The 13,833-nt window shown below is 72.2% G+C and carries 11 protein-coding genes and 1 pseudogene; 5 read left to right on the forward strand and 7 right to left on the reverse strand.

The annotated features are described in order from the left end of the window. The 5 genes from ETD85_RS51595 to ETD85_RS51615 all read right to left on the reverse strand — a co-directional run. Window positions 1-882: ArnT family glycosyltransferase (locus ETD85_RS51595; RefSeq protein ID WP_138697195.1), on the reverse strand; the 882-nt coding region annotated here is incomplete at its 3' end. Beyond that, window positions 879-2,054 (reverse strand): bifunctional glycosyltransferase family 2/GtrA family protein, encoded by a 1,176-nt coding sequence (locus ETD85_RS51600; RefSeq protein WP_138697196.1) that lies wholly within the window; start codon window positions 2,052-2,054, stop codon window positions 879-881. The genes ETD85_RS51600 and ETD85_RS51595, both read right to left, overlap by 4 nt. A gap of 24 nt (window positions 2,055-2,078) precedes the next feature. Further along, window positions 2,079-3,431: a sensor histidine kinase gene (locus ETD85_RS51605; RefSeq protein ID WP_138697197.1), complete on the reverse strand. Its 1,353-nt coding sequence runs from the start codon at window positions 3,429-3,431 to the stop codon at window positions 2,079-2,081. Then, window positions 3,428-4,126 carry a response regulator transcription factor gene (locus ETD85_RS51610; protein WP_138697198.1) on the reverse strand — a complete coding sequence of 233 codons (699 nt, stop codon included), beginning with the start codon at window positions 4,124-4,126 and terminating at the stop codon, window positions 3,428-3,430. Before ETD85_RS51610 ends, ETD85_RS51605 begins: the two co-directional genes overlap by 4 nt. A 64-nt stretch (window positions 4,127-4,190) precedes the next feature. Beyond that, window positions 4,191-5,393 (reverse strand): cytochrome P450, encoded by a 1,203-nt coding sequence (locus ETD85_RS51615; protein WP_138697199.1) that lies wholly within the window; start codon window positions 5,391-5,393, stop codon window positions 4,191-4,193. 85 nt (window positions 5,394-5,478) lie between these two features. Between ETD85_RS51615 and ETD85_RS51620 the strand changes: the two genes are divergently transcribed. Continuing rightward, on the forward strand, window positions 5,479-6,036 hold the full coding sequence (locus tag ETD85_RS51620; RefSeq protein WP_138697200.1) for a TetR/AcrR family transcriptional regulator: 558 nt from the start codon (window positions 5,479-5,481) through the stop codon (window positions 6,034-6,036). A gap of 23 nt (window positions 6,037-6,059) precedes the next feature. On the opposite strand, the gene ETD85_RS51625 is transcribed toward ETD85_RS51620, so the two are convergent. Next, complete coding sequence (locus tag ETD85_RS51625) at window positions 6,060-7,571, reverse strand: phytoene desaturase family protein (protein ID WP_138697201.1); 1,512 nt, start codon at window positions 7,569-7,571, stop codon at window positions 6,060-6,062. 77 nt (window positions 7,572-7,648) lie between these two features. Beyond that, window positions 7,649-8,539 carry a LysR family transcriptional regulator gene (locus tag ETD85_RS51630; protein WP_138697202.1) on the reverse strand — a complete coding sequence of 297 codons (891 nt, stop codon included), beginning with the start codon at window positions 8,537-8,539 and terminating at the stop codon, window positions 7,649-7,651. A gap of 70 nt (window positions 8,540-8,609) precedes the next feature. Here ETD85_RS51630 and ETD85_RS51635 point away from each other — a divergent pair, with 70 nt between their 5' ends. The 4 genes and pseudogenes from ETD85_RS51635 to ETD85_RS51650 all read left to right on the forward strand — a co-directional run. Next, window positions 8,610-9,767: a YeiH family protein gene (locus ETD85_RS51635; protein WP_206059413.1), complete on the forward strand. Its 1,158-nt coding sequence runs from the start codon at window positions 8,610-8,612 to the stop codon at window positions 9,765-9,767. Between the two features lie 106 nt (window positions 9,768-9,873). Next, window positions 9,874-10,812 (forward strand): pseudouridine-5'-phosphate glycosidase, encoded by a 939-nt coding sequence (locus tag ETD85_RS51640; RefSeq protein ID WP_240779982.1) that lies wholly within the window; start codon window positions 9,874-9,876, stop codon window positions 10,810-10,812. After that, window positions 10,797-11,738 (forward strand): carbohydrate kinase family protein, encoded by a 942-nt coding sequence (locus ETD85_RS51645; protein WP_240779983.1) that lies wholly within the window; start codon window positions 10,797-10,799, stop codon window positions 11,736-11,738. Before ETD85_RS51640 ends, ETD85_RS51645 begins: the two co-directional genes overlap by 16 nt. Before the next feature lie 83 nt (window positions 11,739-11,821). Further along, window positions 11,822-13,833 (forward strand): annotated as a pseudogene (locus ETD85_RS51650) (hypothetical protein); the annotation flags it as partial.

The following is a 13,833-nucleotide window of genomic DNA, read 5'->3' on the forward strand; positions in this document are numbered from 1 at the left end:
CCCCCGGCCCTGGCCGAAGATGCGCCCGAGGCCGTTGTACCCGATCACCAGGTCCCAGACGGTGTTGTCGGTGGAGCCGCCGATGTAGGGGCGCGAGTCCTTCGGCCACAGGTCGGTGATGACCATCCACCAGGCGCTGGACACCACGAGCACGGCTCCGGCGGCCAGCAGGTGTCCCACCCGCCGCGGCCACGTCCCGCGGGCGCACGCCAGGTACGCCAGCGCGAACGCCGGCACCACCAGGTACGCCTGCAGCATCTTGGCGTTGAACCCCAGCCCCACGAAGAACGCCGCCAGCAGCAGCGGCCGCAGCCGCCCGGTCCGCAGCGACTCCAGGCAGAACCAGGCCGCCAGCACCAGCAGCAGGACGAGCACCGTGTCCGGGTTGTTGTCCCGGTTGATGGCCACGGTGATCGGCGTGAGCGTCATGACCACGCCCGCGATCAGCGCCGCCACGTGCCCGGCCGGCCCCCGGGAGAAGGCGCGGCGGACGGCCGAGTGGACGAGCCCGACGGCGGCCACCCCGGCCAGCGCCTGCGGCAGCAGCATGCTCCACGTGCCGTAGCCGAAGATCCGCGCCGACAGCCCCATCACCCACAGCGCCAGCGGCGGCTTGTCCACGGTGATGTAGGACCCGGCGTCGATCGCGCCGAAGAAGAACGCCTTCCAGCTCTGCGTGCCGGAGAGGATGGCGGCGGCGTAGTACTCGTTCGCGTTGCCGCTCAGCGCCCACGCGTACAGGACGAACGCCACGGCCAGCACCGCCCACAGCGCGGGCCGCGACCAGCGCGGGTCCTGCTCGGCGCCCAGGAAGACGCGGGCGGGCAGGCTGCGCGTCGTGGCGGCCCGGTGGCCGGACCGCGTCTCGGTGATCGTGGTCATCGGGCCGTCTCCCGCTTCGGGTTGAAGACCCACACGCGCAGCAGCAGGAAGCGGACGAGGGTGGCGGCGGCGTTCGCGATGATGACCGCGACCAGCTCCACCCCGTGCGAGACCCCGTCGGGCAGCAGCGAGAGGCTGCCCGAGGTGAGCGCCAGGCCGACGAGGAACGCGATCATCCCCTCCAGCTGGTGCCGCATCGCCCCGCCCGAGCCCTTGACGCCGAAGGTGAAGCGCCGGTTCGCGGCGGTGTTGGCCACGGCCGTGACCAGCAGCGCGACCGCGTTGGCCACCAGCGGCGGCACGACCTGGCGCAGCAGCGAGTAGAGGGCCAGGTAGGCCAGCGTGCTGACCACGCCCACGATCGCGAAGCGGGGCAGCTGCCTGGCCATCCCCTTGGGCAGCTCGGCCCGCTCGACCCGGGCGGGCACCGGGATGCGGGCCGCGCCGGACAGCGTCCTGCGCCCCACGCGGGCCAGGCCGCGCAGGTCGTCGAGGGCCGTGCGCATGATGTCGACCCGGCTGTCCGGATCGTCCACCCAGTCCACGGGGACCTCGTGGATGCGCAATCCGTGGCGCTCGGCCAGGAGCAGCAGCTCGGTGTCGAAGAACCACTGCTCGTCCTCGACACCGGGCAACAGGGCCTGGGCGATCTCCGTACGGACGGCCTTGAACCCGCACTGCGCGTCCGAGAATCCGGCGCCCATCCCGAAGCGGAGCAGCAGGTTGTACGAGCGGGAGATGAACTCGCGCTTGGTGCCCCGCTCCACCCGCGACGCCCGGGCCAGCCGGGTGCCGATGGCCAGGTCGCTGTGACCGGACAGCAGCGGCGCCACCAGCGGCAGGAAGGCGTCCAGGTCGGTGGACAGGTCGACGTCCATGTAGCTGACGACGTCGGCCTCGCTCTCCGACCAGACCCGGCGCAGCGCCCGGCCGCGCCCCTTCTCGTCGAGGTGCACGGCTCGCACGTGGGCCAGCTCTCCGGCCAGCTCGGTGGCGATCTGCCAGGTGTTGTCGGTGCTGGCGTTGTCGGCGATCGTGATGCGGAAGCCGTAGGGGAGGTTCCTGGTGAGGTAGGTCTGCAGCCGGGTGATGCTCGCGCGTAGCGCCCGCTGCTCGTTGTAAACCGGGACGACCACCTCGACCAGGTGTGTCCTTACTGCTGTCGTTTCCATGCAGCCAGCTCACGGTTTGGGTCTTTAACGGGACTTATCCGATTCTGAGTGACGGATGAGAGTTCCGGGAAGATCCAGCGTCGCGATCGCTCCGCCGCCGGGCGCGTTCGCCAGGCTGACGGTTCCGCCGGCCTCGGCGACGGCCTGCGCCACGATCGCCAGGCCCAGCCCGGACCCCGGCAGGCCGCGGGCGGACGGGGAGCGCCAGAAGCGCTCGAAGACGTGCGGCAGCTCCTCCTCGGGCAGCCCCGGGCCATGGTCGCGGACGGTCAGCCGGCCGTGCTGCAACGACACCTCGACCTCGCCCTCGGGGCTGAACTTGGCGGCGTTGTCGATGAGGTTGAGCACCGCGCGTTCGAGCGAGGTGGCGCTGCCCACGACGTACCAGGGGGTCAGGTCGGTGGTGACCTTCGCGCCGCGCAGCCTGGCGCGCTCGACGGCCGCCGTGACGATCTCGTGGAAGCCGAGCTCGACGTGCGGCTCGTGGTCGGTGTCGCCTCTGGCGAGCTGGAGCAGGTCGGCGACCAGCGAGGACAGCTCGGCGAACTGGGCCTTCACGTTGATCAGCAGGCGCTCCTTGGCGTCCGGATCGAGGCTGCGACCGGTCTGCTCGCTGCGCAGCAGCAGGTCGATGTTGGTGCGCAGGGTCGTGAGAGGCGTGCGCAGCTCGTGCCCGGCGTCGGCGACGAGCTGTTTCTGGCGTTCGCGGGAGCCTGCCAGGGCCGTGGTCATGGCGTTGAAGGAGGAGGACAGGCGAGCGATCTCGTCGCTGCCTCTGACCGGAATGTGGGTGTCCAGGTCCTCGGTCTGCGCGATGTGCTCGACGGCCCTGGTCAGGTCGCCCACGGGACGCAGCGCCGCGCGCGAGATGGCTAGCCCGGCCCACGCCGCGCCGAGCACGCCCATCGCCGCGATCCCGCCGAGGTAGATGGCGGTGTTCCTGAGCGTGCGCTGGACGTGGAAGAGCGGCCGGGCCTCCATGACCGCCACGCCGGGCGCGAAGTTCACCGTCACCACCCGTACGGGCTTGCCGTCGCGCGTCTTGCCGTCGCGGTAGATCGGCTCGCCGGGCCGGTTCACCGCCAGCTGATCGAGGTCCGTCGGCACGATGGCGGGACCGACGGAGCAGGTGGTGCCGTCGGCCTTCAGCAGCGTCGCCATGCCGTCGAACGGCCCAGGCGAGCCCTCGATGGTGCATTCGTGCACGAGGTAGTTCTTGTCGCCCTGCTTCTCCGACTCCAGGATGCTCTGGTCGAGCTGCCCGACCACCTGGATCTGCACGATGAACCACGACAACGCCGCACAGACGGCGATGGCCACCGCCACCGCCGCCGTGACGAGCAGGGTCAGCCTCGATCGAAGGCTGCCTCGTCTCACGAGGCCGCTCGCAGGACATAGCCCACCCCGCGGACGGTGTGGATCACCCTCGGCTCGCCCCCCGCCTCGGTCTTGCGGCGCAGGTACATCACGTAGACGTCGAGCGAGTTGGACGTCGGCTCGAAGTCGAAGCCCCACACCTCGCTCAGGATCTGGTCGCGGGTCAGCACCTGGCGCGGATGCGCGAGGAACAGCTCCATCAGCAGGTATTCGGTGCGGGTCAGGTCGAGCCGGCGCTCGCCCCGGGTGACCTCCCTGGTCGCCGGATCCATGCGCAGGTCGCCGTAGGTCAGCGAGTCGCCCTCGGGCGTGCCGCTGCTCAGCGCGCCCCGCCGCAGCAGGGCGCGCACCCTGGCCAGCAGCTCGTCCAGCTCGAACGGCTTGACCAGGTAGTCGTCGGCCCCGGCGTCGAGCCCCGACACCCGGTCGCCGACCGCGTCTCGGGCCGTGAGCATGAGGACGGGGATGTGGTTGCCCGCGGCCCGCAGCCTGCGGCAGGCGGTCAGCCCGTCGAGGCGCGGCATCATGACGTCGAGCAGGACCGCGTCGAAGGTGTCCGTGGCCACCGCGTCGAGTGCGGCCAGCCCGTCGTTGGCCGTGACGACCTTGTAGCCCTCGAACTCCAGGCTCGACTGCAACGCCTCGCGCAACGCGGGCTCGTCGTCCACTACCAGCAACCGTGCGGGCTCACTCATAGTACAAACGCTAGAGGTTCATCATGAAAAGGTGATGAACGCGCTCACAGGCGTTTCATGAGGATCACCACGCGACGGGCAGCGCGGTGAGCCCGAAGATGAAGCCATCGTACTTGGCGGGCAGGTCCTCGTCGGCCATCGTGACCCGCAGCGTGGGGATCCGCTCGAACAGGGTGCGCAGCGCGATCTCCAGCTCGGCCCTGGCCAGGTTCTGCCCCAGGCACTGGTGGACGCCGTAGCCGAAGGCCACGTGGTGGCGGGCCCCGCGTGCGGCGTCGAACTCGTCGGGCCGCTCGAACACCCGCTCGTCCCTGTTGGCGGAGGCCCCGAGCACGAAGATGCCCTCGCCCTTCCTGACGAGCTGCCCGCCGATCTTCTGGTCCTCGGTGGCGACCCGGTCGAAGGCCACCCAGTCGACGATCGAGTGGTAGCGCAGCAGTTCGTCGACCGCCATCGGCCACCCGGACGGGTCCGCGCGCAACGCGGCGAGCTGGTCGGGGTGGCGCATGAGCGTGAGGGCGGCCAGCGGGATCATGTTGGCGGTGGTCTCGTGGCCGGCGACGAGCAGCAGGAAGATCACGCCCGCCAGCTCGTCGTGGGTGAGCTGCCCGGTGTTGATCAGGCGGCCGAGCAGGTCGTCCTCCGGGCTCGCCTCGGCCCTGGTGACCAGCTCGTCGAGGTAGCTCCTGATCTCCATCATCGCGGCGAAGCCCGCCTTCGGGTCCTTCGCCGCCGAGAGCATCAGCCGGGTTCGCGACTGGAAGAACTCGTGTTCGGCGTACGGGACCCCGAGCAGCTGGCAGATGACCAGCGACGGCAGCGCCAGCCCGAACGCCTCGACCAGCTCGGCCTCTCCGTCCCCTGCGAGCAGGTCGTCGATGAGCTGGTCGGTGAACCGCTGGATCCCGGGCCGCAGCTCCTTGACCCGCCGGACGGTGAACTCGGGGATCAGCAGGCGGCGGAAGCGGGTGTGCGCGGGCGGGTCGAGGTCGATGAAGTGGCCGACGGCGGTCTGTTCGAGGGCTTCGAGCCGCTCGGGCATCAGCGGCTCGGCGCTGAGGAGGTGGTTCGGGTGGCCGGGGGTGGCCGGGTTGGTGCTGATGCCCGCGCCCATCAGGACCTGCTGCGCCTCGGCGTGCCTGGTCACCAGCCACACCTCGCCGCCGGGCAGGGACGCCCGTACGAGCGGGGCCTGCTCGCGCAGCCGTTCGTACTCGGGCGGTGGCGCGAACGGGCACGTGCGCTGGACAGGGAAGGATTGGGCCATAGTCTGCTCCCTACAAGCCGGGCCGCATTGCTTACTTACGCGAAAGTAAGCAATCGTGGGCCGGGCGTCAAGTGATGGGAGCGGGATGGCAGGGCGGCGGACGGACACACGAGAGCGGATCCAGCAGGTCGCGCTGGAGCTGTTCGCCGAGCGCGGATACGACAAGACCTCGCTGCAGGAGGTCGCGGATCGGCTGGAGATCACCAGACCGGCGCTCTACTACCATTTCCGCACCAAGGAGGCGATCCTCGCGAGCATCGTCGACGGGCTTGGCGACTCCATCGACGAGCTCGTGGGGTGGGCGCGCGAGCAGCCATCGACGGTCGAGTCCAGGCGGGAGATCCTGCGGCGGATCGCGGGGCTGCTGGAGAACCAGTGGCGGCCGCTGTTCAGGTTCGCTCAGGTGAACCAGGGGGTCATGCGGGACATGCCGGCCGGTGCGCGGCTGCAGACCGGGGTGATCAGCATGCTGTCATTGCTGGCGGTGCCGGGGGCCGACGCGGTCCGGCAGTTCGAGGCCAGGCTGGCGGTGTTCGCGGTGATCCTGGGGAGCGTGCCGTTCCTGTTCGAGATGGATCTGGACGAATCGGAGCGCGCGCGGGTGGCTCTGGAAGTGGCCACCAAGCTCATTTCCGACGAATAACGCTTTCATCCTTTTCGCCGTAGTCATCCTTTTCGCCGTAGCAGCGCCATCGCCGCGTTGTGGCCGCCGATCCCGCTGACGCCGCCGCCTCTGCGGGCGCTCGCGCCGCACATCAGGATGCGCTCGTGCTCGGTCTCGACGCCCCAGCCGCCCTTTTCCCCGTACGGCCAGCTCAGGTCCGCGTGGAAGATGTGGCCGCCGGGCAGCCCGGCGTCCTTTTCCAGGTCGACGGGGGTTTTGACCTCAACGCACGGAGTGCCGTCGGGGGCCTTGAACAGGCATTCCTCGATGGGCTCCGCGAGCACCGAGTTGATGGAGGCGAAGGTAGCCTCAAGCGCCATTTTTCGCGCTTTATCGGGATTTTTCCGGAAAAGTCGGGCTGGCATGTGCAGCCCGAACAGCGTCATCGTCTCCGCCCTGCCCCTCAGCTCCGGACCGAGAATGGACGGATCGGTCAGCGAATGGCAGTAGACCTCGGCCGGCGGCAACTCCGGGATCTCCCCGCCCGCCGCCTGCGCGTACGCTCTGGCGAGCTGGTCGTGCCCCTCGTTGATGTGGAAGGTCCCGCTGAAGGCCGCCGCCGGGTCCACGCTCGCGTCCCGCAGCCTGGGCAGCCTGGCCAGCACCATGTTGACCTTGAGCTGGGCCCCCTCGGGCACCGTCTCCGGCCGGCCCATCACCCGGTCGAGCACGGCGGGCGGCAGGTTGACCAGAACGTGCCCGCCGTTCACCGTGTGCTCGCCGTCCTCGTCGGCGAACGCGACCTCCCCCGACGGGGAGATCCCGACGATCTCCGCGCCGGTCCTGATCTCGGCCCCCGCCCGCCGGGCCGCCGACTCCAGCGCCCCTGAGACCGCGCCCATGCCGCCCACCGGCACGTTCCACTCGCCGGTGCCGTCGCCGATCACGTGGTAGAGGAAGCACCGGTTGGCCGCCAGGTCGGCGTCGGGGTCGGCGAACGTCCCGATCAGCGCGTCGGTGAGCACGACGCCGCGTACGGTGTCGTCGCCGAAGCGCTCGGCCACGCTCTCCCCGATCGGCCGCGCGAACAGGTCGCGCCACGCCTCTGCCCCTACCAGCCGCTCGACCTCGGCCGGGCTGGGCAGCGGCGCCAGCATCGTGGGGGCCAGGGCCCGCGCGACCCGCGCGGTCATGCCGTAGAAGTCCTGCCAGGCCCGGTGGTCCTCGTCGCCGCCCGTGACCTCGCGGAACGAGGCCGCCGTCCGCGTCTCGTCCTCGTCGTCGACGAGCAGGCCGGTGCCGCCTCGGGGCGTGTACGAGGCGTAGCGCCGGCGGCGCAGCTCCAGCTGCAGCCCGAGGTCCGCGACGATCTCGGCGGGCAGCAGGCTGACCAGGTAGGAGTAGCGCGACAGTCGGACGTCCACGCCGGGGAAGGGCCGGGCGGAGATCGCCAGGCCGCCGACGTGGTCGTACTTCTCCAGGACCAGCACCCGCCGCCCGGCTCCGGCCAGGTACGCGGCCGCGACCAGCCCGTTGTGCCCACCGCCGGCGACGATCACGTCATACGACCTCATTCCCGCACCATACGACCCACACCACACCATTCGTCAACGCCCGCGCACAGAGGCAAGGGAACGGCCGTCCCCGCTGCTCAGGGACGGCTGGCGATGCCGAGCAGGATGGCGGCGGGACCGGTGAGCGCCCGGCCGCGCCGCCACACCGCCCGCAGGCTCCGCACCAGGTTGAGCCCGGCCAGTGGCACCTCGACCAGCCGCCCGGTGGCCACGTCGGCCTCGACCGCGTACCCGCTGAGCACCGCCGGCGCCACCCCCGCCTGCGCCGCGCCCTTGACCGCCGGGTTCGACCCCAGCTCCTGGCGCGGGCTCGCCTGGTGCAGGCTCCTGAACGCCACGTCCAGCGTCTCCCGGGTGCCCGACCCCGGCTCACGTACGACGAGCGGCGTCGCGGCCAGCTCGGGGCCTCTCAGCGCGGTACGGCGGCGGGCCCAGGGATGCCCCGGCGCCACCACGACCACCAGCCTGTCGGTGCCCACCACCCGGCTGTCCAGCCCGTCCGGCACGCTCGGCCCCTCGACGAACCCGAGCTCCACCTCCTCGGCCAGGACCCGGGCCGCGACGTCGGTGGAGTTCACCACGGCGAGCCCCACCTGGACGTCGGGCTCCCTGTTCTGCAGCTCGCCCAGCCACCGGGGCACCAGGTACTCGGCCACGGTCATACTCGACGCCACCCGCAGGTGGGCGGCCTCGCGGTGCCGCACCGCCTCGGCGGCGCGCATGAGCTCACCGGCGGCGGCCAGCACCTGCGCGGCCCAGCCGGCGACCATCTTGCCCTCGGAGGTGAGCGTGGAGCCGCGCGGCGTGCGTTCGAGCAGGGGGAGGCCGAGGCGGCGTTCGAGCAGGGCGATGCGCTTGCTCGCGGACGGCTGGGCGATGCCCGCCGCCTTCGCCGCCTGCCCGAGGCTGCCCAGCTCGCCCACGTCGATCAGGAGCTTCAAGGAGTCGAGGTCGGGCAGCGTACTCATAGCCACAGGCTATGACCTCCCAGGCAATGCCTGGCTACCGGGCCCGCGCCGCCGCCAGAACACTGAGATCATGCCCCTGCCGCACCGCCCGGTGACCGCCCCGGCCAGCACCCCGACCGCCCTCGCAGCACCGGCGGCGCGCCCTCGCCCGGTCCACGGCACGCGCGCGGGTGAGAGCCCCACACGCGCGGGCTCCGGGCTCCCCGCCGCGCCCGGCGTCGCGGCGGCCACGGGCGAAGGCTCCCGGCGAGGGCCCTCTCTCGTGCCCGGTGTGGCGCTGGCCGCGCTGGCGGTGGTGTTCGCGCTGCTGGTGAACCGGGTCGTCCCAGCGCTCAGCCCCGCCGTGATCGCCGTGCTCTCCGGCACGGCGCTGGCCGCGTCGGCGGGCGTCGGCGGGCGGCTCAGGCCGGGCCTCGCCTTCGTCTCCAGGCGGGTGCTGCGCGTGGCGGTCGCCCTGCTCGGCCTGCAGATCGCGGTGCCGCAGGTGCTGGCGCTGGGCTGGCAGACCCTGGCCGTCGTGGCGGTCGCGACGGGGGTCACGTTCACGGTGACGCCCCGGATCGGCCGCCTGCTGGGCCTCACCAGGGGCACGAGCCTGCTGATCGCCACGGGCGTGTCCATCTGCGGCGCGGCGGCCATCGCCGCCATGCGCGAGAGCACGGACGTCTCGGACGACGACGACGCGGCCGGCGCCCTCGGCGTCGTCGTGCTCTACGGCACCGCCTCGATCGTGCTGGTGCCCCTGCTGGCCGCCCTCATCGGCCTCTCACCCACCCAGCTGGGCGTGTGGGCGGGCGCCGCCGTGCACGAGGTCGCGCAGGTGGCCGCGATCGGCGCCGCCTCGGGCGTGCTGGCGGGCGCCGTCACGGTCAAGCTGGGCCGCGTCGTCCTGCTCGCCCCGATCGTCGCCCTGACCTCCCATCGGCTCCGCCGCCTCCAGGACGCCGCACCCCGTCCCGGGCGCACGCGGAGGCCGCCGGTCATGCCACTGTTCGTGGCCGCGTTCCTGGCGATGGTGATCGTGCGCAGCACCGGGCAGATCCCCGCAGCGGTGACCGACGCCGTGCCACAGGTGACGAACGTGCTCATGGCGGCCGCCCTGTTCGGCCTCGGCACCGGCATCGACGTGCGGAAACTGGCCAAGGGCGGCCGGGCCGTGCTGCTCGGCGGCATCGCCACGGGCATCGTCTCGACCGTGTCCCTGGCGGGCGTCGCGCTCCTCGTGTGATCCTCAGGTGGACGGCCGGGCAGGCAGGGTCGTAACCTGCTCCGTTCGGAACAAATTCCGTGAAACACGCCGTTCCTCCTAAGCAGTTCAGGACCACTCAAGGAGCATGAAACTCACCATGCGCAGCGCCGCCGACTCCTTCCTCCAACCGTCCGGCGAGGTCGCCGAGGCCCTGGCCGCCGGCTCGCCGGTAGTGGCGCTGGAATCCACGATCATCTCCCACGGGCTGCCGCAGCCGCGCAACCTGGAGGTGGCACGGGAGCTGGAGGGCGTCGTACGCGCCGCGGGCGCCGTGCCCGCCACCATCGCCGTGCTGGACGGCGTGCCCCGCATCGGCCTGAACGAGCTGGAGCTGGAGCGCATCGCCACCGAGGCCGGCCTGCGCAAGCTGGGCCAGCGCGACCTGCCCGTGGCGGCCGCGCTGAAGGCCAGCGGCGCCACTACCGTGTCGGCGACGTCGTTCCTGGCCGCCCGAGCCGGCATCCGCGTCTTCGCCACCGGCGGGCTGGGCGGGGTCCACCGCGGCTGGACCGACGACCAGGACGAGTCCGCCGACCTCGACACGCTCGCCCGTACGCGCATCACGGTCGTCTGCGCCGGCGTGAAGTCGATCCTCGACGTGCCGGCGACCCTGCAGCGCCTGGAGACCAGGGGCGTGAGCGTGGCGGGCTACCGTACGGACGAGTTCCCCGGCTTCTACCTGCACTCCTCCGGCCAGCCGATCGACTGGCGGATCGAGTCGCCCGAGGAGGCGGCGGCCATCATGCGCGGCCAGGACGCCCTCGGCGGCCAGGAGACCGCGCTGATCATCGCCAACCCCGTCCCCGAAGACCGGCAGCTGGACCCCGAGCTGCACGACCGCGTGCTCAGCGAGGCGCTGGCCGCCGCCGAGCGCGGCGGGGTCAAGGGGCAGGCCATCACCCCGTTCCTGCTCGGCTACCTGGTCGACGGGACCGCGGGCGCCTCCCTGGAGGCGAACCTGGCCGCCGTGCGCGGCAACACCGCCCTGGCTGCCCAGATCGCCCTTTCGTGGGCTCGGTCGTGACCGACGGGGGTCTCCTCGTCATTGGCGACGCGGTCACCGACGTGGTGGCCCTGCACGGTTCGCCGGTCATGTCGGGCACGGACACGGCCGCCGACATCGTGCTGCGCCCCGGCGGCTCCGGCGCCAACACCGCCGCCTGGGCCGCCCACCTGGGCGCCGACGTGCGCCTGCTGACCAGGCTCGGCTACGACAGCAGCGAGTGGCACACCACCGAGCTGGTCAAGACGGGCGTGCGCCCGCACGTCACGGTGGACCAAGAGCATCCCACCGCGGTCGTGATCGCGATGGTGGACAAGAGCGGCGAGCGCTCGATGCTCACCAACCGGGGCGCGGGCGGCCTGATCTCCGAGGACGACTGGGCCTCCTCCCTGCTCGACGGGGTCGAGCGGCTGCACGTTTCCGGCTACATCCTGTTCGCCGAGCCGGGGCTGCGGCTGGCGAGGCTCGCCATGGCGGAGGCGGCGGCCGCGGGCATCGCCGTCAGCATCGATCCGGCCTCCACCGGGCCGCTGCGTGACTTCGGGATTGAACGTTTCATCCGTGAATCGGCCACCGCCGGGCTGATCATTCCGAACCTCGACGAGGCTCTCCTGCTCAGTGGGGCCACGAACGCGGAGCGGGCAGCCGTACTCTTGAGTGACATGTATGGCACAGCGGTCGTGAAGCTGGGATCGGAAGGCGCGCTGGCCGCCGTGGGCGGCGAGGTGGTCGCCGCGGTGCCGGGTGTGCCCGCCGAGGTCGTGGACTCGACGGGTGCCGGTGACGCGTTCGCCGCCGGATTCCTGACCGCGGCTTTGCATGGTGTCAGCGAAGAGGCCGCTTTGCAGGCAGGATGCCGTGCTGGTGCCGCATGTGTGGCCCAGGTGGGCGGTCGGCCACGGTACGGTTTGGATCTGAACCGTCTTTACCCTATTCACACTGATTGATAGCTTGCCGCGTAGGCTGCACCAATAGCCACATGCGTAACGGGCAGCGCCACGCGGCTCACTGGGGAGGATAAGGTCCGCCGATGGAAGTCGAGTCATCGATCTGCCTGAGCGACCTAGTCCCTGCGTTGCGCTGGAGCCGCCCTCAGCAGGTGGCCGAGGTGCTGGGCGATCCGCGCCTGCCCGCCGGGTGGTGGTCCTCCCTGGCTCTGTCCAGGGCGCTCGGCACGGCGGGACTCGACTGGATCTGCGAGCGCCTGGCCCGGCTGGCCGCCGCCCGCTGGGATCATCTGCCGCTGGCCGACCTGCTGCCGGCCCTGACGGTTCACCACATCGACCCCACGCTGCCCGGCTGGCCGGAGGCCACCCGCACGGCGATCGCCGGCCTCGGCGGCTGGCAGCGGCTGCGCCGCCTGTCCCCCAGCGACCTCGGCACACCGTCGGCCACGCCCGAAGTGGTGATGGGCTCGGTCTTCCGCGAGGTCATCGGCCGCATCCCGGCCCAGCGCGAGGCCCCTGCGGGCCACCCGGAGGTCACCCGGCCGCTCCAGCGGGGCGCGTCGTTCGCGGGCGAGGGCATCTCCACCAGGGGCACGGGCTCCTTCCCGGTCCAGCAGGAGCAGCAGAGCGGCCCCTTCGCCGCGCAGGCCGGCTCCACGCCCGGCCAGCCCGATGGCGCTCCCCGGCCGCAGACCCCCGGCCCGCTCGCGGCCCCCGGCCCCATCGCCGCCCAGGGCCCGCTCGCCGCGCAGGGTGACGGCCTTCCGCAGCGGCCGACCGGCTCCTTCCCCGCACAGCCCGAGAGCGGCCCGCAACGCGGCACCGGCGCGTTCCCCGCCCAGTCGCCCGAACGCGCCCGCCAGACCGGCTCCTTCCCGGCGGTGCCGCCCAACGCCGCCGTCCCTCCGAACCCCTCATCCGGCGCCTCCGTACCCCCGAACCTGGGCGCGCCGCCCTCGAACGGCTCGGTCCCGCCGGGCGGCCCTGCCCAGCGCCAGACGGGCTCCTTCCCTCCGTTCCCGCAGGACGGCACCCCGGAGCGGCCTCAGACGGGCTCGTTCCCCGCGCAGCCGCAGAGCGGGTCCTTCCAGGCTCAGCCGCAGACCGGGTCCTTCCAGGCCCAGCCGCAGAGCGGCCCGTCCCCCGCACAGCCGCAGCAGGGGCTTCAGGGCGAGGGCCTGCCGCAGCGCCCGGCCCCCGGCCAGTCCGAACGCCTCCCGCAGCGCCCCACGGGCCCGCAATCGGGACGCCAGGACACCGGCTCCCTGTCCGGCGGTCCCCACACGGGGTCGATGCCGGCCATCCCTGGAACGGGCGGCCCCCAAACCGGGTCATTCCCGGCTGTCCCCGGCACGGGCGGCCCCCACACCGGGTCGATCCCGCCCATCCCCGGCGCGGGCGGCCCCAACAGTGGCAACGGCGTACCCGGCACACCCGGCTACTCGCCGCAGGTGCCCGGCGCCGCAGCCGCCAACCCGGCCTCGTCCAGCGCCGCCCCCTCCACCCCAGTGCCCTCCGACACCGACCACGCCATGGTCCGGGTCGTGGACAACCTGTTCCGCAGCCTGGACAAGCTGGAGCTGGCGGTGGCGGTGCACCGGCTGTTCGCCGAGGACCCGGTCAGCCTGCGCACGCTGGCCCACAAGATGCTGGTGGAAAGAGAGGCGCTCTCCCAGGCCCAGCGCACGGCCGAGGAGCGGGTGCTGCACTGGCTGCGTTCGTCGGAGTCCGCTCCGGTCACGGGCCACATGTTCCGCCTCACCGAGTGGCTCGGCGCGGCGGCCACCGAAGACCAGCTCATCGGCGCCGACCCGGCCCACCCCGTGATGGTCCCCTCGCTGCGCACCCCGCTGTGGCGGGTGCTGGTGACCCTCATGCCCGACCGCCGGCTCCAGGACGGCTGGCTCGTGGTGGGCGACCTCCACGGCCTGCAGGCCCGTACGCGGCAGCTCCTGGCCGCGAACCCGGCCGACGCGGACGTGGTGGAGCTCATGAGCGAGCTGGGCATCCGCGCCCACTCCGCGAAAGCCTGGCTCGACGCCCTGCCGCCCGAGACCGGCCCTGGCTCGGTGCACGAAGCCCCCTCCCCCCCCCC

The organism is Nonomuraea zeae (genome assembly GCF_005889725.1).
Taxonomy (GTDB): Bacteria; Actinomycetota; Actinomycetes; order Streptosporangiales; family Streptosporangiaceae; genus Nonomuraea; species Nonomuraea zeae.